This window comes from Phascolarctobacterium sp. ET69 (assembly GCF_023336935.1).
In the GTDB taxonomy this organism is placed as follows: Bacteria; Bacillota; Negativicutes; order Acidaminococcales; family Acidaminococcaceae; genus Fusicatenibacter_A; species Fusicatenibacter_A intestinipullorum.
Genome location: NZ_JAMBLR010000002.1, coordinates 445,668 through 471,318 on the forward strand (window position 1 = coordinate 445,668; position 25,651 = coordinate 471,318).

The following is a 25,651-nucleotide window of genomic DNA, read 5'->3' on the forward strand; positions in this document are numbered from 1 at the left end:
GAGGGTGACTGTAATGAAAATCGCAATGGGAAGCGATCACGGCGGTATCCATCTTAAAAACCATTTAAAAGATTATCTGGAACTTAAAGGTTACGAGGTAATTGACAAAGGCACTTATACCGAAGAATCGTGCGATTACCCGGATTATGCGGCCAAAGTAGGACATGCCGTTACCGGCGGCGAAGCCGATTTGGGCATACTTGTGTGCGGCACCGGGCTTGGCATTTCCATAGCGGCCAACAAAATTAAAGGCGTGCGCGCAGCAGTTTGCGGCGACGTATACAGTGCAAAAATGAGCCGCGAGCATAACAACGCCAATATTCTGGCTTTGGGCGAGCGCGTAACCGGCGTTGGCCTTGCCGAAATGATTGTAGATGTCTGGCTGCATACCGAATTTGCAGGTGGACGCCACGAACGCCGCGTGGAAAAGATTATGGCGCTGGAGGCGGAAGGCTGATGAATAAGGAAGAACTTGCTGCCGAAGCGCAGCGGGCAGTTGAAGAACTGATAGAAGTTTCCGGCTGCCGTGCAGGTCAGGTTCTTGTTGTTGGCTGCAGCACCAGCGAAATTGTCGGCGGCAAAATAGGCACCTGCGGCTCTGAAGAAGCGGCGCAGGCAGTTTTTGCAAGCATTTATGCTGCTTCTAAAAAGCATGGGCTGTACATTGCTTTTCAGTGCTGCGAGCATTTAAACCGCGCTTTGGTAACGGAACGCGAAGCCATGGAAAAATTTGGCTGGGAAGAAGTTACCGTGCGCCCCATGCCTCATGCAGGCGGTTCTATGGCAACGGCGGCTTACGATAATTTTACTGACCCGGTAGTGGTTGAAAGTATTAAAGCGCATCTTGGCATTGATATCGGCCAGACTTTAATCGGCATGCACCTTAAACGTGTTGCCGTGCCGGTGCGCCTTGCGCAGAAAACTATCGGCGCGGCCATAGTTACGGCAGCGCGTACACGCCCGCCCCTTATCGGCGGTGAGCGCGCGCATTACCCCGAAAAACGCTGATTTTGTTAATTATACAGTTTAATAAAAAACTCATGGAGGGACTTAAATGAATTTGGAAAAACTTGCAGTATGTGACCCCGAAATTGCTGCGGCTATCGGTGAAGAACTCGGACGCCAGCGCAATAAAATTGAACTGATTGCTTCCGAAAACTTTGTCAGCCCCGCAGTAATGGAAGCGATGGGCAGCGTGCTGACCAACAAATATGCGGAAGGCTATCCCGGCCACCGCTATTACGGCGGCTGCGAATATGTGGACAAGGTAGAAACACTTGCCATTGAACGTGCAAAAAAACTGTTCGGCGCAGAACACGCCAACGTACAGGCACATTCCGGCGCTAATGCCAATACGGCAGTATACTTTGCCTTTTTGCAGCCGGGCGACACCATTATGGGCATGGACCTGTCGCAGGGTGGGCATCTTTCCCACGGTTCACCGGTTAATATTTCCGGCAAATATTATAATGTAGTCCCTTACGGAGTTACGCACGAAACCGAGCGCATTGATTACGACGAATTTGCGCGCATTGCCAAAGAAGCTCAGCCGAAGCTGATTGTTGCCGGTGCAAGCGCTTATCCGCGCGTAATTGATTTTGAACGCATGGCAGAAATTGCCCACAGCGTCGGCGCTATTTTCATGGTAGATATGGCCCACATTGCAGGGCTTGTTGCAGCAGGCCTGCATCCCAGCCCGGTTCCCTATGCCGATATTGTTACCACAACCACGCACAAAACTCTGCGCGGCCCGCGCGGCGGCCTCATTTTGTGCAAGGAAAAATATGCCAAACAAATCGACAAGGCTATTTTCCCCGGCGTGCAGGGCGGCCCGCTGATGCATGTTATCGCTGCCAAAGCAGTTGCGCTTGGCGAAGCGCTGAAACCTGAATTTAAAGAATATGCCAAACAGATTATTGCCAACTGCCAGGCTCTTGCCGAAGGCCTTATTGCCGAAGGCTTCCGCCTTGTTTCCGGCGGTACGGATAACCATCTTTTGCTGGTTGACGTGCGCGGGCAGAAAATGACCGGCAAAACCGCAGAACACCTGCTGGACGAAGTTGGCGTAACCTGCAATAAAAATACCATTCCGTTTGACCCTGAAAGCCCGTTTGTTACCAGCGGCATCCGCCTTGGCACTGCTGCCGTAACCACCCGCGGCTTTAAAGAAGCTGATATGAAAGAAGTTGCAGCTATCATCGGCCTTGTGCTTAACAACCCCGAAGATGCTGAAAAACAGGCAGAAGCAGCACAGCGCGTTGCGGCATTGTGCGCAAAATATCCAATGTATCCCATGCTGTAACAGATAATGAAATTTCCTAAGGAGGAGATTTGCATGCAGATAACCGTTGTAGAACATCCCCTGATTAAACACAAACTTTCCAAAATGCGCGATATTAACTCAACTTCCCGCGATTTCCGCGAATGGCTGGACGAAATTGCCATGCTGATGACCTACGAAGTAACGCGCGACCTTGAACTGGACGAAATGCCGGTACAGACCCCGATTTGCGAAACTACCGGCTACAAGCTGCACAACAATATCGTTGTTGTGCCCATCCTGCGCGCCGGTCTCGGCCTTTTAAGCGGCGTGCTGCGCATGATTCCGAATGCCCATGTTGGCCATATCGGTTTGTACCGCGATGAAAAAACGCTGGAGCCGCATGAATATTACTGCAAAATTCCGCCCGATAAAGACCCGATTACCATTGTTGTAGACCCGATGCTGGCAACCGGCGGCAGTGCGGAAGCGGCAATTACCATGCTGAAAAAACGCGGTCTTAATAATATCCGCTTTATGTGCCTTGTAGCAGCACCTGAAGGCGTTGAAGTGCTGAACAAAGCACATCCCGACGTTAAAGTTTATACGGCGGCGCTGGACGAAAAGCTTAACGAGCACGGCTACATTGTGCCGGGCCTCGGCGATGCCGGCGACCGTATTTTCGGCACGAAATGAGTATGGATACAAGGCCGGACTGGGACCACTACTTTATGGAAATTGCCCGCGTGGTAAGTAAGCGCAGCACCTGTTTGCGCCGCAGTGTAGGAGCCGTAATTGTAAAAAACAGGCAGATTGTGGCTACGGGCTACAACGGCACGCCTTCGGGGCTTGAACACTGCGCCGTTACCGGCTGCCTGCGCGAGCAGCTTAAAGTTCCTTCCGGTAAAATGCACGAACTGTGCCGCGGCATCCACGCCGAGCAAAACGCTGTTGTACAGGCGGCTTTTCACGGCGTATCGGTAAACGGCGGCACGCTGTACTGCACGCACCAGCCCTGCGTGGTATGCACAAAAATACTCATCAACGCCGGTATTAAACGCATTGTTTACGCTAATCCCTACCCGGATAAGCTGGCGGAAGAAATGCTGAAAGCATCCAAAATGGAAATTACTATTCTGGACGGCGAAACAGAAAATTAAAATTAATGTTAAAACGTAAAGACGGCAGTGCCAATCGCGGCGCTGCCGTTTATGCTTATGAGGAAATTGGCGATTTTGGGGCTTCTATTAAAATTGTTACAAATCTGCAAAAAATTTTCAAAAAAGTTGTTCAAACTGCCGATTTTTTGATATACTATTTACGATAATCTGAATTGCTCAAATTTTATAAAACTGAATTTAATTTCCGGCTTTAAGCCTCGAGGTGGGAAAGTGCAAGTGTATATTTTAGCGTTTATTATAGCTCTTTTAGCAAGCTGGGTTTTAACCCCTTATGTAAAAAAACTGGCTTTTCGCATCGGCGCTCTTGACAAACCGGACGGACGCAAGGTTCATCACGGCATTATGCCGCGCTTGGGGGGCCTTGCTATTTATTTGGCCTTTGTCATTGCCGTGCTTGCCACCATGCACATGACGCGCGATATTTTTGCGCTGCTTCTGGGCGGTACAGTAATTGTTATCGTCGGCATTCTGGACGACAAGTACCAGCTGCCCGCCAAAGTAAAGCTGCTGGGGCAGATTGCGGCGGCGTTTGTGCTGGTGCTGTTTGATATTAAAATCGAATGGCTGAACAATCCGTGGGGCGGTTATTTTTACCTTGAGTATTTTTCCGTGCCGCTGACGGTTTTCTGGATTGTAAGCTTTACCAATGTTGTTAATTTGATGGATGGCCTTGACGGGCTTGCAGCCGGTGTTTCCGGCATTGCTTCGGTTACGGTCATTCTTGTTGCCCTGCAGCAGGGCTTTTACCCGGTTGCCGTTATTACGGCCGCACTTGCCGGCGGCATTATCGGCTTTATCCGCTACAACTTTAATCCGGCGAGCATTTTTATGGGCGATACCGGCAGTATGTTTATCGGTTATATGCTGGCGGCAATTTCCATTTTCGGCGCTGTAAAAAGCGCGGCCACCATTGCGCTTTTGGTGCCTGCCGTTGCGCTTGGCCTGCCTATTATGGATACCGCTTTTGCCATTGTGCGCCGCTATACCAACGGACGCCCGATTTTTCAGCCCGACAAGGGGCATCTGCACCACCGCCTGCTCGCAATGGGCCTCAGCCAGCGCCAGGCAGTGCTTTTAATGTATGTTATCAGCGCAGTGCTGGGCATTGCCGCTATTTTGCTTACCGAAGTTGACGGTTATCTGGCTGCCGGCATTATTGCATGTATTATTTCCGGCGTCGCGCTTGGCGCCAAAAAGATAGGCATTTTAAATGACAGATAAGGAGTGGGATTGATGGCAAAACTGAAAGTAATGACAGTTTTCGGCACACGCCCTGAAGCTATTAAGATGTGCCCGCTGGTTTTGGAAATGCGCAAACATCCTGACGAAATTGAACCACTGGTGGCTGTAACAGCACAGCACCGCGAAATGCTTGATCAGGTGCTGCACCTTTTTGGCATTACTCCCGATTATGATTTGAATATTATGAGCGCCGGGCAGACGCTGTATGACGTTACGGAAAAAGCCCTGCGCGGCTTACAGAAGGTTTTGGAAGAAGCTAAGCCGGACCTTGTTTTGGTACACGGCGATACCACTACCACTTTTGCGGGCGCTCTGGCAGCTTTTTATGCGCAGATTCCGGTAGGCCATGTTGAAGCGGGCCTGCGCACCGGCAATAAATATTCGCCGTTTCCGGAAGAGATGAACCGCAAATTAACCGGCGCACTTGCCGATTACCATTTTGCGCCTACAGCGACAAGCAAAGCCAACCTGCTGCGCGAAAACGTGCCGGAAGCAAAAATTGTAGTTACCGGCAATACCGTTATCGACGCTTTGAAAACCACCGTAAAAAAAGATTACCGCTTTGATGACGATGCGCTGCATGAAGTGCTTGACAGCGGCAAACGCCTTATTTTAATGACCACGCACCGCCGCGAAAACCTTGGCGAACCGATGCGCCATGTTTATAAAGCCCTGTGTGAAGTGCTGCGCACCCATCCCGGCGTGGAAGCAATTTTCCCGGTGCATAAAAACCCGAAGGTGCGCCAGATTGTAGATGAAGAGCTGGGGCATCTGCCGCAGGTTCACTTAATAGAGCCGCTGGACTACGAACCGTTTGCCAACCTTATGGCGCGCGTTGATATTGTGCTTACCGACAGCGGCGGAATTCAGGAAGAAGCGCCGGCACTCGGCAAACCCGTGCTTGTGCTGCGCGATACAACCGAACGCCCCGAAGCAGTTTCGGCAGGTACGGTAAAACTTATAGGCACTGCTTATGAAGATGTGCTGCGTGAAACCAATCTGCTTTTGGATGACGCTGCTCATTACCGCAGCATGGCAGAAGCCGTTAACCCTTACGGCGACGGTGAAGCCTGCGCAAGGATTGTAAACCGGATTTTAAAAGAATTTGGTTTTGATGTTGAAGATTTACCCGAATTTACTGTAATTTGATATAGACAGAATTTGTGAAATATTTTAAAATAATATTAAGAAGGTATGAAGATTTCTAATATATTATGATGACGTGAAATTTGGTGAGCGCCATGAATGAGAATCTGGAAAAAGTAAAACTTGCCGACAGAAAACGGCAGGAAATAGCCAGACGCATTAAAGCACGCCTTGACAGGCAGCGCCGGCAGGAACTTGAGCGCATCAGAATGATGAACGCTTTTGCAATAGTTTCTTCGCTCGGCATGATGACTGTTATAGATTTTCTGCTTGCATACTGGGGCGGCGACTGGCTCGATAATTATTTTCAGACGGGTGACCATTTCTGGCGCAAAATCTGCCTCGGCCTTGCGGGCCTCACGTTTTTCCTGGCGATTTTCAAGCTGATTTATTTTAAACCGCTTGACGAAAAGCCGCAGGAAGATGATAATGAACAACAAGCGGAAAATGCCGCAGTCGATAATTCAACAAAGGACATTAAATAAAATATATTATGGCAAACTTTGATTTAACGCCGCTGGTAAAAGGCGGTGGTTATAAAGTTATTTTCCGCCTGTTTCTCTGGTCTGTACCATTGGTACTGATTTTGTTTGTATTTGGAAACCATGATTTTGCCGTATCCTTTTTCAGGGGTGTGGTAATAGGTGTGATGGACACCGTTGTGATGTTCCACGGAATGAAACAGGCGCTTCCGTACGTTGGTACACCGCGTAAGGGAGTAAAAATAATGCGGCGGTACAGATACTATCGCTTAGGCCTGGCGGGCAGCATTTTTGTGTTGATGTTAAGGATGAAATATCCGGTTTTCGGTGCGAGCCTGGGATTTCTTCTGATACATATATTTTTAATCATCAATTTATTATTTTTCGCGTACCGACTTAACAAGAAGGAAGCGTGAGGAAAGGAGTTGAAAAGGATGGGAAATGAAGCAGCTGCTATGGCACAGGGAGCTGAACAGTCAGGTGAAATTATACATTATGCTGCAACTGAAATAGCACCAGGTATTGTAATCAATATGCAGACAATGTATATGACTTGGATTGCGATGGCTATTGTATTTGTATTATTTTTCGTAGTCTCCCGCAACCCGAAGTTAGTTCCGAGCGGCTTGCAGAATGTGATGGAAATGGTTATCGATTTCCTTGATGGCATGATGAATCAGAACCTTGGTGAAAAGGGCCGTAAATATATGGCATCCTTTATTATCACCCTGTTTATGTTCATCTTAATCAGCAACGAAATCGGTATGCTTCCGCAGATTGGTGTTCACTGGACTTCACCGACCAACGACATCAACACATGTTTTGCACTTTCGCTGTTAATTGCCCTTAGTGCCTACATTGTAGGTGTTGCAAGGCAGGGTCTCAAACATTTTAAACATTTTGTGCAACCTGCTCCTGGCTTTATTGTGTTGCATTTGCTGGATGCGGTTACCAAACCGTTGACTATGGCGCTTCGTCTTTTCGGTAACATTCTGGCAGGCGAAATTTTGCTCATAGTTCTTTACCAGTTATCTCCCTGGATTATTCCGGAGTTCTGGGTTATGTTCAGCTTGTTCATTGGCTTTGTCCAGGCTTTTATCTTCACGATTTTGGCATTGGGCAGCTATGCACTTGCGTTTTCTGACCATGAACACTGATTTTAATTTTGAGAGAAAATTAAAAATTATTAATTTTGAAAGGATGAATTAAATGTCTGAAACTGCAATTATTACGGCTGCATCTTTGATTGGTGCAGGTCTTGTTTGCCTTGGTGCTGCTACCGGTGCTGGTGTTGGTAACGGTAATATGTGCGGAAAATCTATCGAATCTATGGCTCGTCAGCCGGAAGAAGCTGGTAAAATCTTTACCAACATGCTGGTTTGCGTAGGCCTTATTGAATCCATGCCTATCCTTTGCTACGTTATAGCAATCGTTCTCGTATTTGCTAACCCTTTCATTTAATAGCTTGATTTGTGATGTTGAACAAAAGTAAAAGGGAGGGTCATAATTGATTGACTTTAACGCAACTATAATTGCGCAGGTTCTGAACTTCTTGTTCCTCGTGTTTATACTTGCAAAATTTGCGTATAAACCCGTCATTAACATGATGGAAGACCGTAAGAACAAAATCGCGAGCGACCTGGAAAACGCTGAATTGGCGAAAGCCGAAGCTGAAAAATTAAAAGCTGAATATGCTGCTCAGCTTGCTACTGTACGTCAGGAAGCACAGAGCATTATTGACAGCGCACGTAAAACTGCTCAGTCTGTACATGACAAGATTATTGCTGAAACCAAAGCAGAACAGGAACAGATTGTTGCTTCCGCTAAAGACGCAATTGCTCTTGAAAAACAGCAGGCTCTCGGCGAAGTACGTGCTCAGGTTATCAAACTTAGTTTGGTTGCTGCCGGTAAAATCCTGGAACAGAAATTAAATTCTGCAGAAGATGAAAAATTGGCAGGTTCCGTTGTTGATAAAATAATGAAATAATATTGATTTGTGTTCCATAAAAGCCGGATTAAAGGGCTGTGCCTTCCTTTTGGGCATTGCTTGTACCGGCAGATTGAGGTGATTGATACAATATGAAGAATGAAGAAAATATTGCTTTGATAGAGCAAGAATTGTCCGATTTCAAAATTGACCGCAGTTCCATTAAAGAATTGCTGGAAGTCAAAGTTACTACTGCTAAAAAACTGACTTCTGCCGAGTATCAATCCATTTCTGCAATTCTTACCGAGAAACTGGGCAGCGAAATTTACATGAATAAAGTTGTTGACCCGGCTATCCTCGGCGGCATCATAGTACAAGTTGGCGATAAAGTATTCGATGCTTCCGCACTGCGTAAGCTGAGAAAAATGGAAGTTGTAATGGATGGCATTGACATTCATGAATACTCCCTGCAGGATACTGCCAAAATCTCCGATGCTATGGGCGCTAAGCTCGAGAATTACACAGTGGATGTAGACCTTGAAGAAGTCGGCATTGTTGAAAAAATCGGTGACGGCATTGCAACCGTTATCGGTATGAAAAACGCTATGGCAGGCGAAATGGTTGAACTTCCGAACGGCGTAACCGGCATGGTACTTAACCTTGACCGTGAAAACGTCGGCGTTGTACTGCTTGGTGGCGATACCCTTGTTAAAGAAGGCGACATCGTACGCAGAACCGGACGCATTATGGAAGTTGGCGTAGGCGAAGGCCTCCTCGGCCGCGTTGTAAGCGCGCTGGGCGAACCTATCGACGGCAAAGGCAGCATTGCTTATGCTGAAAAACGCCCGATTGAATCTCCTGCACACGGCATTGCTGACCGTGAATCTGTAGATACTCCGCTTCAGACCGGTATTAAATGTATCGACGCTCTCGTTCCTATCGGACGTGGCCAGCGCGAACTTATTATCGGCGACCGCGGCACCGGCAAAACTGCCGTTGCTGTTGATACCATCCTTAACCAGAAAGGCCAGAACGTAATCTGCATTTACGTTGCTATCGGCCAGAAGGCTTCTAACGTTGCCCGTATCGTTCGTACTCTCGAACAGCACGGCGCAATGGAATACAGCATTGTTGTTGCAGCTACCGCAGCTGATTCTGCTCCTTTGCAGTATATCGCTCCGTATGCAGGTGTAACAATGGCAGAATATTTCATGGACCAGGGCAAAGACGTTCTGTGCGTATACGACGACCTTTCCAAACACGCCGTTGCATACCGTGCAATGTCCCTGCTGCTCCGCCGTCCTCCTGGACGTGAAGCATATCCTGGCGACGTATTCTACTTACATTCCCGTCTTTTGGAACGTGCTGCAAAACTCAATAAAGAGCTTGGCAATGGTTCCATTACCGCACTGCCGGTTATCGAAACCCTGGCAGGCGACGTAGGCGGCTTTATTCCTACCAACGTAATTTCCATTACCGACGGACAAATCTTCCTGGAATCCGAATTGTTCTATGCAGGTATCCGTCCGGCTATCAACTCCGGCTTGTCCGTATCCCGTGTAGGCGGTGCAGCACAAATTAAAGCAATGAAATCCGTTGCCGGTACCCTGCGCCTTGACCTTGCACAATACCGCGAACTTGCTGCATTCTCCCAGTTCGCTTCTGACCTTGATAAAGCTACCAAGGCTCAGCTCGAACGTGGCCAGCGCCTGATGGAAATCATGAAGCAGGGCCAGTACCAGCCTCTGACTGTTGAGAAGGAAGTTATGTCGATTTACCTCGGTACCAAAGGTTATCTTGACGACATCGATGTTAAAAAGATTACCCGTTTCGAGAAAGAATTCCTTGAATTTATGGACGCTGCTTACCCGCAGGTTGGCGAATCCATCCGTACCGAAAAGAAAATCACCGACGAAGCTGAAGCTACACTGAAAAAAGCTATAGAACAGTTTAAGGAAACTTTTCTTGCCAGTGAAGGCAGGTGATTGACTGATGGCTACTGCACGTGAGATTCATCGCCACATGAAAAGTGTAAAGAACATTGGTCAAATCACTAAGGCGATGAAAATGGTTGCTGCGGCACGTCTGCGCAGAGCGCAGGAAAGAGCTGCCGCCAGCCGTCCGTATGCTATAAAAATTAAAGAGGTTTTGAGTAATATCGTTGGCGATAAAGGAACTTTGTCCGGACTGAACCCGAGAAAACATCCTTTAATTCAAAAACGCCCGGTAAAAAAGATTGGCTTTTTGGTAATGTGCTCCGATAAGGGCCTTGCAGGCGCTTACGGCAGCAATGTTTTAAAACATGCCATGGGGGAAATCTTAAAAGTAAAAGGCGAAGTGGTTATTATTACCTGCGGCCGCCGTGCCAGAGACTTTTTCAGACATCGTGGATTTAATGTCATTCAGGCACACTTTGGTTTCTCCGACAAGCCTTCTTACAACAATGCTGTTGAAGTAGCATATGATGCAGCACAGCGTTTTGCCGATGAGCAGTTTGATGAATTGCGCATTGTATATACTTTGTTCAAATCCGCACTTTCGCAGACCCCGACCAATGAAACTGTTCTTCCGCTGGAACCTCCGGCAGATGAAGCACCCAAAGGCGGCGAAGCACAGGTTAAAGCAAATACCCAGTATTTGTTCATGCCTGAAGCAGAAGAAATTCTGGCAGATTTGGCACCTCGTTATTTGGAAACTGTTATTTATGCCGCACTCGTACAGTCCGCAGCGAGCGAACTCGGTTCCCGTATGACTGCTATGAGTTCCGCAACAGACAACGCAGCAAAGCTGGTTAAGAGCCTCGAGCTTAACTACAACAAAGCACGTCAGGCACTTATTACCCGCGAGCTGACCGAAATCTGCGGCGGCGCAGAAGCATTAAAACAGAACTGATGATATATTAGTAAATTAGGAGGCTAAAACCTTGAATACTGGTAGAATAGTACAAGTTGTTGGCCCTGTTGTTGACATTGAGTTCAGTCCGAAAACAATGCCCGCGATCCTGAATGCTATCAAAATTGATGGTACTACTGATGACGGTAAAGTAAAAATTCACCTTACTTGTGAAGTTATGCAGCATATCGGCTATAATATTGTCCGTACTGTTGCCATGAGCTCTACCGATGGTCTTGTTCGCGGCATGGAAGCAGTAGATACCGGCGCTCCTATCAGCGTACCGGTTGGCCCCGGCGTACTGGGCCGTATCTTCAACGTTCTCGGTGAAACTGTTGACCATGATGACACGAAAGTAGAAGCAGCAGACTACTGGCCTATCCACCGTCCTGCTCCGACTTTTGACCAACAGGCAACAAGCACTAAAATTTTGGAAACAGGCATTAAAGTCGTTGACCTTATCGCTCCGTATGCAATGGGCGGTAAAATCGGTCTGTTCGGCGGTGCAGGCGTAGGTAAAACCGTTATTATTATGGAACTTATCCATAATATCGCAACTGCACACGGCGGTTACTCCGTATTCGCCGGCGTAGGCGAACGTACCCGTGAAGGCAATGACCTTTGGTGCGAAATGAAAGAATCCGGCGTTATCGACAAAACCGCTCTGGTTTACGGTCAGATGAACGAACCTCCTGGAGCACGTATGCGCGTAGGCCTTACCGGCCTGACCATGGCTGAATACTTCCGTGATGTAGGTGGCCAGGACGTACTTCTGTTTATCGATAACATTTTCCGTTTCATTCAGGCAGGTTCCGAAGTTTCCGCATTGCTCGGCCGTATGCCTTCCGCAGTAGGTTATCAGCCTACTTTGGCAAACGATATCGGTGCATTGCAGGAACGCATTACCTCCACTAAAACCGGTTCCATCACCTCCGTACAGGCTGTATACGTACCTGCGGACGACTTGACTGACCCTGCACCGGCAGGCACCTTCGCCCACCTGGATGCAACCACAGTATTGTCCCGTCAGATTGCAGAGCTTGGTATTTATCCTGCGGTTGACCCGCTGGATTCCACCAGCCGTATTCTTGACCCGCTGGTAATTGGTGAAGAACATTACAATGTTGCCCGCGGCGTACAGGCTATTCTCCAACGCTATAAAGAGTTGCAGGATATCATCGCAATTCTCGGTATGGAAGAACTTAGCGAAGAAGATAAACTTACCGTTGCCCGCGCACGTAAAATTCAAAGATTCCTGTCCCAGGCATTCTTCGTAGCAGAACAGTTTACCGGTACCCCGGGACAATATGTTCCTTTGAACGAAACCATCAGAGGCTTTAAAGAAATCCTCGAAGGTAAACATGATGATCTGCCCGAAGGCGCCTTCTACATGGTAGGCACTATTGATGACGCCATTAAGAAAGCTGAAAGCATGAAGGTGGATTGATTGCATGGCAAATTTAATGCAATTGGAAATTGTAACCCCTGATAAATACTTCATTAAAAGAGACGATGTTGTATATGCTGGCTTTGAAGCTTTAGACGGCGGTTTTGGCGTATTTGCCAATCATATGCCTGCTATTGCAGCACTTAAAGACGCTCCTTTTAAATACAGGGACGCCAATAATGAAGAACATTTCATTTATTTATCGGGCGGCTTTGCTGAAATTGTAAAAAACAAAATTACAATTCTCAGCATTCAGGCTGAAGCAGCAGAGGACATTGACCTTGAACGCGCGCATGCGGCTTTGGAAAGAGCTGAAAACCGCATTGCCAACTTTACGGTTGATATTAACATTAAAAGAGCCGAAGCTGCCAAGGCAAGAGCTCTCGGCAGAATCAGGACAGTAGAACTTTCCATGGCTGCCAAAATGAGATAAGCTTAAACTTAAAACGCACCTCTTTACGGGGTGCGTTTTTTTTTGTTTAAACAAGATAACTTTATAAAAATAAGCTGAACAGTTTAAATCATTAAAAAGAAAGGCTTAAAATTGTGCCATTACACAAAATGTTTGCTTGTTTTATAGGCGTAGATAAGATAAAATATATTTATAATTTTATGCTTTTTTATGGAGGGCACAATGAATAAAGACAAAGGACCTAAAAAGTCAATATATTATTATTATATGCTGGCACTGGCAATTTTGCTTTTGCTGAATACGGTAATTATACCGATGTTTTTCAGCCCCAAAGTGCAGGAAATTTCGTACAGCAGCTTTTTGCAGATGGTGGACGAAGGCAAGGTAGACAAGGTAGAAATTACCAACAATAAAATTGCCGTACTTGCCAAAGACAGCGGCGATAAGGAAATTTACGTTACCGGCAGGGTAGAAGACCCGCAGCTGGTAAACAGCCTGATGGAAAAGAAAGTTGAGTTTTCGCAGGTAATTCCGAAAGAACCAAGTTTGCTTGAAAATATTTTAACAAACTGGATTTTACCGATTTTTATTTTCTTTGCGCTGGGGCAGCTGTTTATGCGCTTTATGGCAGGGCGCATGGGCGGAGGCGGGCCGCTGAACCTTGGCAAGAGCAATGCCAAAGTTTATGTGGAGGCGCAGACCGGCATTACCTTTGCCAATGTAGCCGGGCAGGATGAAGCCAAAGAAGCCTTAATGGAGCTGGTAGATTTTCTGCATCATCCTGATAAATACAAAGCGATTGGCGCCAATATGCCTAAGGGCGCGCTTTTGGTAGGCCCTCCGGGCACCGGTAAAACTTTGCTGGCCCGTGCCGTTGCCGGCGAAGCGAAAGTGCCGTTTTTCAGCATCAGCGGCAGCGAATTTATTGAAATGTTTGTCGGCATGGGCGCTGCCCGCGTGCGCGATTTGTTTAAACAGGCGCAGGAAAAAGCCCCGTGCATTATCTTTATCGATGAAATTGACGCCATAGGCAAAAAGCGCGACAGCGGACGCTTTGGCGGCAATGATGAACGCGAGCAGACTTTAAACCAGCTGCTTTCGGAAATGGACGGCTTTGACGGCAGCAAAGGCATAGTAATTTTGGCTGCCACCAACAGGCCCGATTCGCTTGACAAAGCACTTTTGCGTCCCGGACGTTTTGACAGGCGCATACCGGTTGAACTGCCGGATTTACAGGGACGCGAAGCAATTTTGCGCGTACATGCCAAAAATATTAAAACCGAACCCGATATTGATTATAAGGCCATTGCGCGTGCAACAAGCGGCGCTTCCGGTGCCGAACTTGCCAATATCGTAAACGAAGCTGCGCTGCGTGCAGTGCGTATGCACCGCGACAGCGTAACGCAGAGCGATTTTGAGGAATCGGTAGAAGTTGTTATTGCCGGTTATCAGCGCAAGGGCGCGGTAATACCCAAAGAGCAAAAACGCATTGTTGCCTACCATGAAATCGGCCATGCTCTTGTTGCGGCACGGCAGAAAAATTCTGCGCCTGTGCATAAAATAACCATTGTTCCGCGTACCAGCGGCGCATTGGGTTACACCATGCAGGTTAGTGAGGACGACAATGTGCTGATGAGCAAGGAAGAACTGTTCAATAAAATTACCACGCTTACCGGCGGGCGCAGTGCGGAAGAAGTTATTTTTAAAAGCATTACCACAGGCGCCAGCAACGATATTGAACAGGCAACGCGCATTGCCCGCGCCATGGTCACACGCTTCGGCATGACTGATGAGTTTGACATGATGGCGACTGAAACCGTTACCAACGCATATCTGGGCGGCGATACTTCGCTTGCCTGCTCGGAAACAACCTCCGGCAAGATTGACGCTAAAGTAATGGAAATTATTAAAGATGCCCATGCGAAAGCACGCGCAATTTTGGAAAACGATATCGAAAAGCTGCATGAGCTTTCGGCATATCTTTTGGAAAAAGAAACCATTACCGGCGAAGAATTTATGTATATTTTGGAACACGGCAGGCCGGAAACCAAAAACGAAACTGCCGGTGAAGTTATTGACACAACCGCAGCAGCGGTTGAGGAAAATGCAGAAGCTAAAGAACCTGCCGCACAGGCAGAAGAAACAAGCACTGCGGAATAAATTATATTTATTGGATTGAGGTGAAGGTATGGATCCGGCTATTGGCTGTTTGATCCTTTTGGGCGTAATGGCCCTGCTGTTTATTACAGAATTGATTCCTTTGGCGGTAACCGCAATGGGCGGCGCCATAATTTGCGGCTTTTTAAACTTTATACCCGATAACGTTGTGTTTTCAGGGCTTTCGCACCCCACGGTAACGCTGTTTGCAGGGATGTTTGTTGTGGGCGCGGCAATGTTTCATACGGGGCTTGCGCACAGCATAGGCGTATTTATTGTTAAACGTGCCGGCAAAAGCCAGAAAAATTTAATGCTGTGCATTATGATTGTAGCAGCCGTGTTAAGCATGTGCCTTTCCAATACAGGTACGGCAGCGTGCCTTCTGCCCGTGGTTATGGGCATCTGCGCTGCTGCAAAAATGGCGCCTTCGCGCCAGCTGCTTCCGCTTGCTTATGCCGTTTGCAGCGGCGGCATGATAAGCCTTGTCGGTACGCCGCCTAATATTATTGTCAGCGGCGCGCTGAGCAATTTTGGCTACCGTCCGTTTGGCTTTTTTGAATTTGCCTGGGTTGGCGTGCCCCTTACGGTGCTGACCATACTTTATATGTATTTGGCCGGGCGCAGGCTGCTGCCGGAAGGCGGGGAAGTGCCTGAAAAATTTCTGGCTGAGCTTGACCCCATGCAGCACAATGTGCCGAAGCAGGTAATTGCAGGCTGTATTTTGCTTGGCTGCATAATTGTTATGTGCCTTGATTTACAAAAAATAACCATTGAAATGGCTGCCGTTATCGGCGCGCTGGTATGTGTGCTTACAGGCTGCCTTACGGAAAAACAGGCTTATCATTCTATAGAATGGAGTACAATTTTTCTGTTTGCAGGCATGATGCCCGTATCTCATGCGCTTTACAACACCGGCGCGGCAGAACTTTTGGCTCGCTGGATACTGGAAGCGCTTGGCACGCCTTCGCCGCTTGTAATAACTTCACTGCTGTTTGCAGTAACGGCGCTCCTCACTCAGTTTATGAGCAATTCCGCTTCGGCGGCTCTCATTGCCCCGATAGGCATTGTAATTGCACAGAAGCTTGGCATTTCGCCCTATCCGCTTTTAATGGTAATTGCGGTGGCATCTTCCTGCGCTTATGCAACACCAATCGGCACGCCGCCGTGTACACTTATGGTTGGCCCGGGTAACTACCGCTTTGTGGATTATATTAAAGCGGGCCTGCCGCTGATATTGTTATGTTTTGCTGCCACGGTAATTATTGTGCCGTTGGTTTGGCCTTTTTAAAACTGGCGTCTGACGCCCTGATGGGAGGTATTAGATGAGACAATGTATGGATGCTGACAATCTGCACCGCCGCCTGAAAAAAATTATCGGCCAGGTGCAGGCTATTGACAGAATGGTTGACGAAGATGTGGCCTGCGAGGACATTCTTATGCAGATTAACGCCGCCAAATCGGCACTGCACCGCGTAGGGCAGGTTGTACTGGAAGGGCATATTCAGCACTGCGTGCGCGACGGCATTGAACACGGCGACGCCGAAAAAACCATTCAAAACTTTACCAAAGCAGTTGAGCGTTTTGCCAATATGGCCTGACGCATTAGTTATATAAGCAGTAACCGCTGAACGCAAATACATTATGTGTTTGCGTTATTTTTTTGCATAAAAAAAGCCCCCGCTTAAAGCGGAGGCCAGAGAACGGAGTTAAAAAGCATTTAAAATATAGCTTACAATTCCCATAAAAAACATGTAAATAACCATAAAAAACAAAACCTTAAACATAATGCGGATGGCTTTATCATAAGGGGTCATATTATCAGCTGATTTTTTGGGACGCTTTCTATAATCAAGTTTAATTAAATCGTTATCATAGTTATCCATAACAGCAATCCTCCCTTTATAACAAAGATTTTTCCTTATCTTTATTATAAACCAAATTTGCTGTAAGCGCTATAAATTTTATAACTGGAAAAGCAAAATAACAGTAATCCGGCATAAAAAATAAGTTTGCTGTTGAGTTTTAGATGTGGTTTTTTATTGACATTGCACTTTGCCGGGAGTATATTATAAATATAAATACCTATACCCCTATGGGTATAAAAGAGGCGGTAAAGATGCAGTTTTTTAAAAATATATTGCAAAATGAAGAATTGAGAATGCAGCTTGCGTGCATTGTTATTTCCGGTGCGGCACTATTGGCAAGCATGCTTGATATACGTCCGATGCCGTTTGATTTGGCATGGCTTGCAGTTATTTTATGCGGTGTGCCCATTGTTTGGGGAGCATTGAAAGGGCTTGTAACGGAGTTTGACATTAAAGCGGACGTGCTTGTTTCAATAGCGCTTATTGCTTCGCTTACTATTGGCGAGGATTTTGCAGCCGGTGAAATTGCCTTTATTATGCAGTTGGGGTCGCTTTTGGAAGAAGCAACTGTTGCCCGCGCAAGGGCAGGCATTGAAAAACTGGTGCGTCTTTCTCCGCGTACTGCGCGCAGGATTGTTGACGGCAAAGAAGAAATTATCCGTGCGGAAGATGTACGGAAGGGCGATATTCTGCGTGTGCTGCCGGTAGATAAAACTGCCGGAGATGAAGTGGCAAGCGGGACGGTGAACCAATTTGGCAGTTTTGAAATGAGGGCACTAAAGGTTGGCGAAGACAGCTCCATACAGCGTATGATTCGCCTTGTGCAGTCTGCCGATGCAGGCAAGGCAAAAATTGTATGCCTTGCAGACCGTTGGGCTACCTGGATAGTGGTAATGGCGCTTACAACGGCGGTAGTAACCGGTTATATTACCGGCGAAATAATACGCGCTGTAACGGTGCTTGTAGTGTTTTGCCCCTGTGCTTTGGTGCTGGCAACACCGACGGCGGTTATGGCTGCCATTGGCAATGCGGCGCGCCACGGCTTTTTGGTGCGTGAAGGCGATGCGCTTGAACGGTTGGCACAGGTTAAACGTGTTGCGTTTGATAAAACAGGTACTTTAACTTATGGCAGGCCGCAGGTGGCAGCAGTAAAAAGTTTTAATAACGCTTTAACTGACGATGATTTATATTTATATACCGCAAGTGTGGAAAAACTTTCGGAACATCCTTTGGCGCAGGCCGTTTTTGCAAGCTTTGCTAAAAACGTTTTGCCTGCCGACGCTTTTAAAATGTTTGCCGGCCGCGGGGTGGAGGGCAAAGTAAACGGCCTTAAAATTACCGCCGGTAACGAAAAATTATTTGGCTCTGAGGGCATTATTATTGCCCGGGAAATTACAGCCGCTGCGCAGCAATACGCCCAAAGCGGATGCAGTATAATTTATGTTGCCGTAAACGGCGAAGCCGCCGGATTTATTGCCCTTGCCGATACCGTAAGGCCGGAAGCGGCAGATATGCTTGCCGGAGTAAAGCGCGCCGGTAAAACAACCATGCTGCTGACCGGTGACAATTTTAACGCGGCAGAAAGTGTTGCTGCCATGGTTGGGGTGGACGAAGTTTATGCCGGCTGCCTGCCGGAAGATAAATTAAACATTATTGCCGGTTACGAAGATAATGGCGAGCATATCTGCATGCTTGGCGACGGTATTAATGATGCCCCGGCGCTGAAAAAAGCCTGCACCGGCATTGCCATGGGCGGCGTAGGCAGCGATATTGCCGTTGATGCGGCGGATATAGTGCTTATTAATGATGATTTCAGGGAGTTTGGGCATTTGCTGGAATTATCCGGGCAAATGATGCAGACTATCAGAAAAAATATTATTTTTTCGCTGGTGCTTAATTTTGCGGCTATTGTGCTTGCCGTAACGGGGCTTTTAAGCCCGGTGGCAGGTGCGCTGGTGCATAACGCAGGCTCTGTGGCCGTTATTATAAGTTCGGCACTGCTTTTAAAATGGCGCTGCCATAATGCCTGCTGCCGCAAACAGAACAAAAAACTTGTGCATTGTGCCGTACAATAAACACGTAAGGCAAAATAAAAACGCTGAACATTTTTGTTCAGCGTTTTGCTGTTATTTGTTCTGTAAAATTTTAATAAGTTCTTCTTCCGTAATGGTTTCTTCGGTATAAACTTTAATGCCATGCTGCATTAAAAGTTCTGCTGCCACGCCGTTGCCGCATTTTTTGCCGCCGCTGAAACTGCCGTCGTAAATTTCGCCGCAGCCGCAGGACGGGCTGCGTGCCTTTAAAATGGCGTAATTGGCGCCTTTCTTTTTGGCTATCTGCAAGGCTTTTTGTGCGCCGCTTAAAAATTCCCTGGTAACGTCAAGTCCGGTTTTATCTTTAACGCAGGCTTTGCCGTTTAAAACATCTTCGCCGCTGCCGTTTTGTATCTCTACCGGCGGGCGGGGGATGGGCAGCATTGCCAGGCATTCCGGGCAAAAAGCTGTAAAATCTTCCGTGTTATAATATTTTGCCAGCCACTGGCACAAATTGTTGCCGCCGCTGTATTTTACGTTGCGCCCCAAAAGGCACGCGCTGATTAAAATCATTTTGCAGTCCCCCTCTTAAAAATACTGCCGCTGTTTAAAATAACAATGGCTGCCAGTATAAAAAAGAATCCTGCCGCCTTGGCAGAAGTAAAAGTTTCCCCTAAAAGCAAAAGCCCGGTTAAACAGCCAACAACTGGCTCCAGCATTGCCAGTATGGAAGCGTACCCGGCTTCAACGTATTTAAGCCCGTAGGTATAAAGCAAATAAGGCAGTACCGTGCATAAAATGCTTATGCCTGCCGCTGCGCCTGCTGTTTCTGGTATAATGGCAAAGGCAGTTAACATAACCTCCGGCTGGCAAAACGGCAGCAAAGGCAAAGACGCCATATAAAAAGTCCAGACGGAAATGGTTGCTGAATTATATTTAACAAGCGCATATTTGCTGAAAATGCTGTACAAAGCATAGCCAAAACCGGAAAGAATACCTGTAAAAAAGGCTTCCGGCGGGCACTGCCAGCTGCCGGTAAGCATGCCCGATAAAAACAGGCAGCCTGAAATTGTGGAACACAGAGCCAGTATTTTGCTGAAAGTGAGCCGCTCTTTAAATAAAAGCAGCGAGAGCAGCATTACAAATACCGGCGCGGTGTAAAGCAGCATAACGGCAACCGAAAGGCTGCTGAGCATAAAAGTTGTAAGGTAAAAAAGGTTAAACAGCACTACGCTGATAATGCCTGTGCCAATAAACATCCAGATATCGCGCAGGTTTATTTTTAGCAAGGCAGGCGAACGCACAAGCAGAAAAGCCGTCATAAATAAAGCGCCGGCAATGGTGCGCACGGCTATAACCTGCACCGGGCTGAACCCGTAAAACATTAAAATGTACGAGAACAACCCGATAAAGCCCCATAAACTGGCTGCTGCCATAATGGCAAGCACCGGGCGTGTTTTGCCGTTCAAATTATTTTCCTTCTTCCTCGTAGTGGTTAATCAGGGCAAAAATCTTTTTCTGCTTATGCTTGCCGCTGGGGGCGGAAGTAAAGCCCCTGCCGAAAACGTCGCTGGCTTCGGTGATAATCATAAAAGCGCCGGGGTCTTTTTTGCGTACAATCTGGCGGATGCGCGCTACCTGCGTAAGCTTGGCAACAACAAACAGCACTTTGCGCTGCTGATGAGTGTAAGCGCCTTCGCCGTATAAATAGGTTACGCCGCGGCCTACTATTTTAATAATGCCGCTGGCAATTTCCTCATAATGCTCGCTGATGATGATAATGTTTTTCTTGTAATCGAAGCCGGAAGCAAAAGAGTTTGTTACTTTAAAGACGATAAAGAAGGTCAGCATTGTGTAAAGCACGGCTTCAATGCCGAAGGCAATGGTGCCGCAGAACATAATGAAAATGTTAAAAATAAAATTGGTTGTGCCCTGGCTGATGCTGTAATATTTGTTTATTATGCCGCCGACAATATCCATGCCGCCGGTACCGCCGCCCACGCGGTAAACTATGCCCATGCCGATGCCGTACATAACGCCGCCGGTAATGCAGCTGAGCATTTTTTCCGGTACGTCAGGTGTATAAGCCGTTAAAAAATGCAGTGCGTCAATGGCAAGTGAAAGGAAGGTCATGCTGGCAAGCGAACCGAAAAAGTATTCCTTGTCCATATACTTCCACGCAAGGTAAAACAGCGGTATGTTCAGCACAATGTTCATCATGCCTATGGGCAGGCCCGTAAGGTAGTAAATTAAAAAGCCCAGGCCCGTAATACCGCCGCTGAGCAGCATGTTGGGAATGTAAAACAGGTTAATGGCGGAGGCCGTAATAAGGCAGCCGATAACCACCATGGTATAACGGTAAATATGGTAGCTCATTGATACGCTCCTTTAAAATTTGTTTAACTGTTATAATCTTATCATTTTTTGAAGAAAAAAGGAATTGGCGCAGGCGAATTTACCCAAAAAGCATAAAAAATTTAAAAGAGATTTAAAAATTTTTATAACTTTTTAAACTGTTATAAAGCCAAGATGTTTAAAATATGTTAAAATATATTGTATACAGAATTTTGAGTTGACAGGGATGTTTATGGAAAAAATTACAGAAACAGCTTATGCCAAAATAAACCTTGGGCTTGATGTGCTCGGCAAACGTGCCGACGGCTACCACAAGGTTTCTATGGTAATGCAGAGCATCAGCCTTGCCGATACGGTAACGCTTGAAAAGCACAGCGGTCTGGTTGTGCAAACCGGCCGCAGCGATTTGCCGGGCGACAGCAGCAACCTTGCGTATAAGGCAGCAGTGCTGATGGCAAACCGTTTTGATAAAACGCCGGATGTAAAAATAACGCTTGATAAGCATATTTTTATGGCAGCAGGCCTTGCCGGTGGCAGCAGCGACGCTGCTGCAGTGCTGCGCGGGCTGAACCGTTTGTGGCAGCTTGGCCTGAATGCGGTACAGCTTGAACAACTTGCCGCTGAAATAGGCAGCGACGTGCCGTTCTGCATCTGCGGCGGCACAGCCCTTGCAGAAGGGCGCGGCGAAATATTAACAGCGCTGCCGGAGCCGCAGGAGGCAGTTATTGTGCTTGCCAAACCGCAGCAGGCGGTATCCACAGCCTGGGTGTATAAGGAATTTGATTCTTTAAAAGAGCCGCAGCATCCTGATATTGGCACGCTGAAAGCAGCGCTTTTAAAAGGAAATGCCGTGCTGCCGCTGCCGGGTATGGGCAACGCACTGGAGGGCGTAACCTGTGCCAGATACCCTGAAATTAACAAAATAAAAAAAGAAATGCTTGCCGCAGGAGCGCAGTACGCGCTTATGAGCGGCAGCGGGCCGACTGTTTTTGCCGTTGCAGGCAGCACACAGGAAGCACAGAAAATTATAGAAGCATTGCAGGCATGGAAACTGGAAACAGCGATTGCCACAACTGTGAAAAGGAGTGTAATATAAATGAGCGGACATTTAAGCCCTATTCAGCTTGACAGCTACCGGCCGCTGCGCGAACTGGTATGCGAAACCATCCGCCAGGCGATTGTTGACGGCGTTTTCAGCCCGGGCGAAAGGCTGATGGAAATTCAGCTGGCTGATGAAATGGGCGTCAGCCGTACGCCGGTGCGTGAAGCAATCCGCAAGCTGGAACTGGAAGGCTTTGTGGTAATGATACCGCGCCGCGGTACCTATGTGGCCGATATTTCCATTAAAGACATTAACGAAGTTTACGAAATACGCACCAGCCTTGAAGTGCTGGCAGCAGGGCTTGCCGCCGAACGCATCAGCGACGAGGAGCTGGAAACCATGCAGCGCCTGCTGGTAGAAATCGGCCAGCATATTGAAGACGGCAATATTGAAAAAATCGTAGAAATTGATACCGCGTTCCATGATGTTTTGTATAAAGCCAGCCGCAACAAACGCCTGGCAGGCATTATTAACAATCTGCGCGAGCAGATTACAGTGATACGCCGCCGTTCCATGATGTATCCGGGGCGTTTGCAGAATACCATGGAAGAACACCGCATTCTGGTGGACAGCATTGCCGCCCATGATGTTGACAGGGCGCAGAACGCTGCACGTCTGCACATGGAAAACGCCGAGCATACGTTGCTGAAAGACATGCTTGAAAGCGCTGAACGCAAGAAAAAATAAGAAATGGGGTATAGAAATTGTCAGAACTTGTTGCTGTAATTTTAGCTGCCGGTATGGGCACCCGCATGAAATCCAAACTGCCGAAGGTTTTGCATAAGGTTGGCGGCAAAGCCATGCTGCAAAGAGTGCTTAACGCCGCAGACGGCGCCGGTGCCGCTAAAAAAGTGGTTATTACCGGCCACTGCGCAGAACTTGTAAACGAACTTATCGGCAATCAGGCCGTAAGCGTATACCAAAAAGAACAGCTTGGCACAGGCCACGCCGTAATGCAGGCCGAAGCCGAATTGAAAGATTTTAAGGGCACCGTTATGGTTCTTTGCGGTGACACTCCGCTTTTGGACGCCGGCGAACTGCGTAAATTTTATGACGAGCATGTACAAAGCGGCGCTGCTGCCACCGTGCTTACCGCAATTATGCCCAACCCTTACGGTTACGGGCGCATTATCCGCAATGCGGAAGGCAATGTGGCAGGCATTGTTGAAGAAAAAGACGCCACACCGGAACAGAAGGCCATTACCGAAATCAATACCGGTATTTTCTGCTTTGAAGCACCGCTCCTGTTTGAAGTTCTGCATACTTTAACAAACGATAACGCGCAGGGCGAATATTATTTAACTGATGTGCTTGCCAAATTAAACGGCATGGGCAAAAAAGTAGGCGCCGCCATTACTGCCGATAACGCCATGGTAATGGGCGTAAACAGCCGCCGCCAGCTGGCGGAAGCAGAAGCCGAACTGCGCAGCCGCGTGCTCGGTGCGCTGATGGACAGCGGCGTAACCGTTATGGACCCCGCAAGCACCTTTATCGGCGAAGATGTTAAAGTTGGCAACGATACCGTTATTTATCCGTACACCTGGCTGGAAGGCAATACGGAAATCGGCACTGACTGCGTAATCGGGCCTTCTGTACGCCTTACCAATGTTAAAGTTGGCAGCGAAGTGGAAATGCAGTTTACCTACGGGCACGACTGCACCGTTAAAAATAAAGTTGTAATGGGGCCCTATGTACATCTGCGCCCGGATACCGTGCTTGAAGACAAGGTTAAAATCGGCAACTTTATCGAGGTTAAAAATTCCCATGTCGGCTACGGCACCAAGCTGCCGCATCTTTCCTACATTGGCGATACCGATATCGGCAGCGGCGTAAATATTGGCTGCGGGTGCATTATGGTTAACTATGACGGCAAGAAAAAACACCGCACCACTATTGGCGACAACGCTTTTATAGGCTGCAACAGCAACCTTGTTGCGCCTGTTACCATCGGCGAAGGTGCTTATGTAGGCGCAGGTTCCACCATTACCAAAGAGGTGCCTGAGGACGCGCTTGGCATTGCCCGCGCCAAACAGAAGAACATTGAAGGCTGGGCCGCCAAACAACGCGAAGACTGATAAATTTTGCTATACTACTTGTTAAACCTGTGTAAAAAGTTGTATACTATATTTATAAGGTTACGGAAATTTAATACCTATACAACTCAATCATACTTGGAGGGATATGACCATGTTGTCAGATGAGAGCAGAATGAGGATTTTTACCGGTAACGCAAACCCTGACTTGGCACGCGAGATTGCTGAAAATCTCGGTACAACCGTTGGTGATGCCGTTATCAACCGTTTTAACAATGGCGAAGTACAGGTTATGATTAACGAAAGCGTACGCGGCAAGGACATTTTTATTGTACAGCCTACCTGCGGCCCTATCGTTAACGATAACGTAATGGAACTTTTAATTATGGCTGATGCGTTTAAACGCGCTTCCGCTTCCCACATTACCGCAGTTATTCCGTATTACGGTTATGCCCGTCAGGACCGCAAAGCACGCGGCCGCGAACCTATTACCGCAAAGCTGATGGCAGACCTTCTGGAATGTGCAGGCATTACCCGCGTTGTAACAATCGACCTGCATGCAGCCCAGATTCAGGGCTTCTTTAACGTACCGTTTGACCATATGCCCGGCCAGCCGATTCTGGCAGAGTATATTAAAAGCAAAAATCTTGAGGACCTCATCGTTGTATCACCTGACCTTGGCGGCGTAAGCCGTGCCCGCACCATGGCAGAACGCCTCGGCTGCGGCATGGCCATTATCGACAAACGCCGTCCGGAACCCGGCGTAGCCGAAGTTATGAACCTTATCGGCAACGTTGAAGGCAAAACCGCAATTCTTGTCGACGACATGATTGATACCGCCGGTTCTTTGGTAGAAGCAGCCAAAGCTGTTAAAAAATTTGGCGCAAAAGAAATTTACGCATGCTGCACGCATCCTATTTTGACGGACCCGGCTGTAAGCCGCATTGCCCAGTCGGATATTACGGAAGTTGTTGTTACCAACACCATTCCGCTGCCGCCGTCCAAAAAGCACCCCAAAATTAAAGTGCTTTCCATTGCGCCGATTCTGGCAGAAACCATTCTGCGCATTTACAACAACTGGTCTGTAAGCCAGCTGTTTGAAAAACACAAATAATAA

Annotated in this window: 28 protein-coding genes; 24 read left to right on the forward strand and 4 right to left on the reverse strand. The window is 47.6% G+C overall.

Going from position 1 to position 25,651, the window contains the following annotated elements; translation table 11 throughout:
- The first annotated feature begins 13 nt into the window (after nucleotides 1-13).
- The 19 genes from rpiB (at nucleotide 14) to M3079_RS04970 (ending at nucleotide 16,744) form a co-directional block, all read left to right on the forward strand.
- Complete coding sequence (rpiB, locus tag M3079_RS04880; protein WP_021715933.1) at nucleotides 14-457, forward strand: ribose 5-phosphate isomerase B; 444 nt, start codon at nucleotides 14-16, stop codon at nucleotides 455-457.
- On the forward strand, nucleotides 457-1,008 hold the full coding sequence (locus tag M3079_RS04885; RefSeq protein ID WP_249077620.1) for a TIGR01440 family protein: 552 nt from the start codon (nucleotides 457-459) through the stop codon (nucleotides 1,006-1,008). The genes rpiB and M3079_RS04885 overlap by 1 nt, the downstream gene beginning before the upstream one ends.
- 46 nt (nucleotides 1,009-1,054) lie before the next feature.
- Complete coding sequence (gene glyA / locus M3079_RS04890) at nucleotides 1,055-2,302, forward strand: serine hydroxymethyltransferase (RefSeq protein WP_249077622.1); 1,248 nt, start codon at nucleotides 1,055-1,057, stop codon at nucleotides 2,300-2,302.
- Between the two features lie 33 nt (nucleotides 2,303-2,335).
- The gene (upp, locus tag M3079_RS04895) at nucleotides 2,336-2,956 is read left to right on the forward strand and encodes a uracil phosphoribosyltransferase (RefSeq protein WP_021715930.1); all 621 of its coding nucleotides are present in this window, start codon (nucleotides 2,336-2,338) and stop codon (nucleotides 2,954-2,956) included.
- Nucleotides 2,953-3,420 (forward strand): cytidine/deoxycytidylate deaminase family protein, encoded by a 468-nt coding sequence (locus tag M3079_RS04900; RefSeq protein WP_021715929.1) that lies wholly within the window; start codon nucleotides 2,953-2,955, stop codon nucleotides 3,418-3,420. Before upp ends, M3079_RS04900 begins: the two co-directional genes overlap by 4 nt.
- 231 nt (nucleotides 3,421-3,651) lie before the next feature.
- Nucleotides 3,652-4,662, forward strand: coding sequence for an MraY family glycosyltransferase (locus tag M3079_RS04905; protein ID WP_349293331.1), 1,011 nt, complete (start codon nucleotides 3,652-3,654; stop codon nucleotides 4,660-4,662).
- 12 nt (nucleotides 4,663-4,674) lie between these two features.
- Complete coding sequence (gene wecB, locus M3079_RS04910) at nucleotides 4,675-5,832, forward strand: UDP-N-acetylglucosamine 2-epimerase (non-hydrolyzing) (RefSeq protein ID WP_249077627.1); 1,158 nt, start codon at nucleotides 4,675-4,677, stop codon at nucleotides 5,830-5,832.
- 92 nt (nucleotides 5,833-5,924) lie between these two features.
- The gene (locus tag M3079_RS04915) at nucleotides 5,925-6,314 is read left to right on the forward strand and encodes an AtpZ/AtpI family protein (RefSeq protein ID WP_249077629.1); all 390 of its coding nucleotides are present in this window, start codon (nucleotides 5,925-5,927) and stop codon (nucleotides 6,312-6,314) included.
- Between the two features lie 8 nt (nucleotides 6,315-6,322).
- Nucleotides 6,323-6,727, forward strand: coding sequence for a hypothetical protein (locus tag M3079_RS04920; RefSeq protein WP_249077631.1), 405 nt, complete (start codon nucleotides 6,323-6,325; stop codon nucleotides 6,725-6,727).
- An 18-nt stretch (nucleotides 6,728-6,745) separates the two neighbouring features.
- On the forward strand, nucleotides 6,746-7,468 hold the full coding sequence (atpB, locus tag M3079_RS04925; protein WP_021715924.1) for a F0F1 ATP synthase subunit A: 723 nt from the start codon (nucleotides 6,746-6,748) through the stop codon (nucleotides 7,466-7,468).
- Between the two features lie 52 nt (nucleotides 7,469-7,520).
- Nucleotides 7,521-7,772 carry an ATP synthase F0 subunit C gene (gene atpE / locus M3079_RS04930; protein ID WP_021715923.1) on the forward strand — a complete coding sequence of 84 codons (252 nt, stop codon included), beginning with the start codon at nucleotides 7,521-7,523 and terminating at the stop codon, nucleotides 7,770-7,772.
- Nucleotides 7,773-7,818: 46 nt separating this feature from the next.
- Nucleotides 7,819-8,298, forward strand: a complete 480-nt coding sequence (atpF, locus tag M3079_RS04935; RefSeq protein WP_021715922.1) for a F0F1 ATP synthase subunit B — start codon at nucleotides 7,819-7,821, stop codon at nucleotides 8,296-8,298.
- Nucleotides 8,299-8,390: 92 nt separating this feature from the next.
- Nucleotides 8,391-10,223, forward strand: a complete 1,833-nt coding sequence (atpA, locus tag M3079_RS04940) for a F0F1 ATP synthase subunit alpha (protein ID WP_021715921.1) — start codon at nucleotides 8,391-8,393, stop codon at nucleotides 10,221-10,223.
- Between the two features lie 7 nt (nucleotides 10,224-10,230).
- Nucleotides 10,231-11,130, forward strand: a complete 900-nt coding sequence (atpG, locus tag M3079_RS04945; protein ID WP_249077634.1) for an ATP synthase F1 subunit gamma — start codon at nucleotides 10,231-10,233, stop codon at nucleotides 11,128-11,130.
- Between the two features lie 31 nt (nucleotides 11,131-11,161).
- Nucleotides 11,162-12,577 (forward strand): F0F1 ATP synthase subunit beta, encoded by a 1,416-nt coding sequence (gene atpD / locus M3079_RS04950; RefSeq protein ID WP_021715919.1) that lies wholly within the window; start codon nucleotides 11,162-11,164, stop codon nucleotides 12,575-12,577.
- A gap of 4 nt (nucleotides 12,578-12,581) precedes the next feature.
- A complete protein-coding gene (gene atpC, locus M3079_RS04955) occupies nucleotides 12,582-13,010 on the forward strand; it encodes an ATP synthase F1 subunit epsilon (RefSeq protein ID WP_021715918.1) in 429 nt (142 codons plus the stop codon).
- Between the two features lie 201 nt (nucleotides 13,011-13,211).
- Entirely contained in the window at nucleotides 13,212-15,149 is a 1,938-nt protein-coding gene (gene ftsH / locus M3079_RS04960) for an ATP-dependent zinc metalloprotease FtsH (RefSeq protein WP_249077635.1), read from the forward strand.
- Nucleotides 15,150-15,177: 28 nt separating this feature from the next.
- On the forward strand, nucleotides 15,178-16,434 hold the full coding sequence (locus M3079_RS04965) for an SLC13 family permease (RefSeq protein ID WP_249077638.1): 1,257 nt from the start codon (nucleotides 15,178-15,180) through the stop codon (nucleotides 16,432-16,434).
- Between the two features lie 34 nt (nucleotides 16,435-16,468).
- On the forward strand, nucleotides 16,469-16,744 hold the full coding sequence (locus M3079_RS04970; RefSeq protein WP_021715915.1) for a metal-sensing transcriptional repressor: 276 nt from the start codon (nucleotides 16,469-16,471) through the stop codon (nucleotides 16,742-16,744).
- 108 nt (nucleotides 16,745-16,852) lie between these two features.
- Here the strand turns inward: M3079_RS04970 and M3079_RS04975 are convergent, their stop codons facing one another.
- Complete coding sequence (locus M3079_RS04975; RefSeq protein ID WP_021715914.1) at nucleotides 16,853-17,029, reverse strand: hypothetical protein; 177 nt, start codon at nucleotides 17,027-17,029, stop codon at nucleotides 16,853-16,855.
- A 233-nt stretch (nucleotides 17,030-17,262) separates the two neighbouring features.
- Here M3079_RS04975 and M3079_RS04980 point away from each other — a divergent pair, with 233 nt between their 5' ends.
- Complete coding sequence (locus M3079_RS04980; protein ID WP_249077639.1) at nucleotides 17,263-19,086, forward strand: cation-translocating P-type ATPase; 1,824 nt, start codon at nucleotides 17,263-17,265, stop codon at nucleotides 19,084-19,086.
- Nucleotides 19,087-19,137: 51 nt separating this feature from the next.
- Here the strand turns inward: M3079_RS04980 and M3079_RS04985 are convergent, their stop codons facing one another.
- The 3 genes from M3079_RS04985 to M3079_RS04995 are packed head-to-tail and all read right to left on the reverse strand — an operon-like array spanning nucleotide 19,138 to nucleotide 21,420.
- Nucleotides 19,138-19,617 (reverse strand): DUF523 domain-containing protein, encoded by a 480-nt coding sequence (locus tag M3079_RS04985; protein WP_249077641.1) that lies wholly within the window; start codon nucleotides 19,615-19,617, stop codon nucleotides 19,138-19,140.
- Entirely contained in the window at nucleotides 19,614-20,513 is a 900-nt protein-coding gene (locus tag M3079_RS04990) for an EamA family transporter (RefSeq protein ID WP_249077642.1), read from the reverse strand. The genes M3079_RS04985 and M3079_RS04990 overlap by 4 nt, the downstream gene beginning before the upstream one ends.
- Nucleotide 20,514: 1 nt before the next feature.
- Nucleotides 20,515-21,420 carry a YitT family protein gene (locus tag M3079_RS04995; protein ID WP_249077644.1) on the reverse strand — a complete coding sequence of 302 codons (906 nt, stop codon included), beginning with the start codon at nucleotides 21,418-21,420 and terminating at the stop codon, nucleotides 20,515-20,517.
- A gap of 211 nt (nucleotides 21,421-21,631) precedes the next feature.
- Here M3079_RS04995 and ispE point away from each other — a divergent pair, with 211 nt between their 5' ends.
- The 4 genes from ispE (at nucleotide 21,632) to M3079_RS05015 (ending at nucleotide 25,648) form a co-directional block, all read left to right on the forward strand.
- On the forward strand, nucleotides 21,632-22,495 hold the full coding sequence (gene ispE, locus M3079_RS05000; protein WP_249077646.1) for a 4-(cytidine 5'-diphospho)-2-C-methyl-D-erythritol kinase: 864 nt from the start codon (nucleotides 21,632-21,634) through the stop codon (nucleotides 22,493-22,495).
- Complete coding sequence (locus M3079_RS05005; RefSeq protein ID WP_021715908.1) at nucleotides 22,496-23,188, forward strand: GntR family transcriptional regulator; 693 nt, start codon at nucleotides 22,496-22,498, stop codon at nucleotides 23,186-23,188.
- A gap of 17 nt (nucleotides 23,189-23,205) precedes the next feature.
- Nucleotides 23,206-24,576, forward strand: coding sequence for a bifunctional UDP-N-acetylglucosamine diphosphorylase/glucosamine-1-phosphate N-acetyltransferase GlmU (gene glmU, locus M3079_RS05010; RefSeq protein ID WP_249077648.1), 1,371 nt, complete (start codon nucleotides 23,206-23,208; stop codon nucleotides 24,574-24,576).
- A 112-nt stretch (nucleotides 24,577-24,688) separates the two neighbouring features.
- Nucleotides 24,689-25,648 carry a ribose-phosphate pyrophosphokinase gene (locus M3079_RS05015; protein ID WP_249077650.1) on the forward strand — a complete coding sequence of 320 codons (960 nt, stop codon included), beginning with the start codon at nucleotides 24,689-24,691 and terminating at the stop codon, nucleotides 25,646-25,648.
- Nucleotides 25,649-25,651: the final 3 nt, after the last annotated feature.

Coding starts and splice junctions, on each gene's coding strand:
- rpiB (WP_021715933.1), top strand. CDS start 14: ATGAAAATCGCAATGGGAAGCGATCACGGCGGTATCCATCTTAAAAAC.
- M3079_RS04885 (WP_249077620.1), top strand. CDS start 457: ATGAATAAGGAAGAACTTGCTGCCGAAGCGCAGCGGGCAGTTGAAGAA.
- glyA (WP_249077622.1), top strand. CDS start 1,055: ATGAATTTGGAAAAACTTGCAGTATGTGACCCCGAAATTGCTGCGGCT.
- upp (WP_021715930.1), top strand. CDS start 2,336: ATGCAGATAACCGTTGTAGAACATCCCCTGATTAAACACAAACTTTCC.
- M3079_RS04900 (WP_021715929.1), top strand. CDS start 2,953: ATGAGTATGGATACAAGGCCGGACTGGGACCACTACTTTATGGAAATT.
- wecB (WP_249077627.1), top strand. CDS start 4,675: ATGGCAAAACTGAAAGTAATGACAGTTTTCGGCACACGCCCTGAAGCT.
- M3079_RS04915 (WP_249077629.1), top strand. CDS start 5,925: ATGAATGAGAATCTGGAAAAAGTAAAACTTGCCGACAGAAAACGGCAG.
- M3079_RS04920 (WP_249077631.1), top strand. CDS start 6,323: ATGGCAAACTTTGATTTAACGCCGCTGGTAAAAGGCGGTGGTTATAAA.
- atpB (WP_021715924.1), top strand. CDS start 6,746: ATGGGAAATGAAGCAGCTGCTATGGCACAGGGAGCTGAACAGTCAGGT.
- atpE (WP_021715923.1), top strand. CDS start 7,521: ATGTCTGAAACTGCAATTATTACGGCTGCATCTTTGATTGGTGCAGGT.
- atpA (WP_021715921.1), top strand. CDS start 8,391: ATGAAGAATGAAGAAAATATTGCTTTGATAGAGCAAGAATTGTCCGAT.
- atpG (WP_249077634.1), top strand. CDS start 10,231: ATGGCTACTGCACGTGAGATTCATCGCCACATGAAAAGTGTAAAGAAC.
- atpC (WP_021715918.1), top strand. CDS start 12,582: ATGGCAAATTTAATGCAATTGGAAATTGTAACCCCTGATAAATACTTC.
- ftsH (WP_249077635.1), top strand. CDS start 13,212: ATGAATAAAGACAAAGGACCTAAAAAGTCAATATATTATTATTATATG.
- M3079_RS04965 (WP_249077638.1), top strand. CDS start 15,178: ATGGATCCGGCTATTGGCTGTTTGATCCTTTTGGGCGTAATGGCCCTG.
- M3079_RS04970 (WP_021715915.1), top strand. CDS start 16,469: ATGAGACAATGTATGGATGCTGACAATCTGCACCGCCGCCTGAAAAAA.
- M3079_RS04975 (WP_021715914.1), bottom strand. CDS start 17,029: ATGGATAACTATGATAACGATTTAATTAAACTTGATTATAGAAAGCGT.
- M3079_RS04980 (WP_249077639.1), top strand. CDS start 17,263: ATGCAGTTTTTTAAAAATATATTGCAAAATGAAGAATTGAGAATGCAG.
- M3079_RS04985 (WP_249077641.1), bottom strand. CDS start 19,617: ATGATTTTAATCAGCGCGTGCCTTTTGGGGCGCAACGTAAAATACAGC.
- M3079_RS04995 (WP_249077644.1), bottom strand. CDS start 21,420: ATGAGCTACCATATTTACCGTTATACCATGGTGGTTATCGGCTGCCTT.
- ispE (WP_249077646.1), top strand. CDS start 21,632: ATGGAAAAAATTACAGAAACAGCTTATGCCAAAATAAACCTTGGGCTT.
- M3079_RS05005 (WP_021715908.1), top strand. CDS start 22,496: ATGAGCGGACATTTAAGCCCTATTCAGCTTGACAGCTACCGGCCGCTG.
- M3079_RS05015 (WP_249077650.1), top strand. CDS start 24,689: ATGTTGTCAGATGAGAGCAGAATGAGGATTTTTACCGGTAACGCAAAC.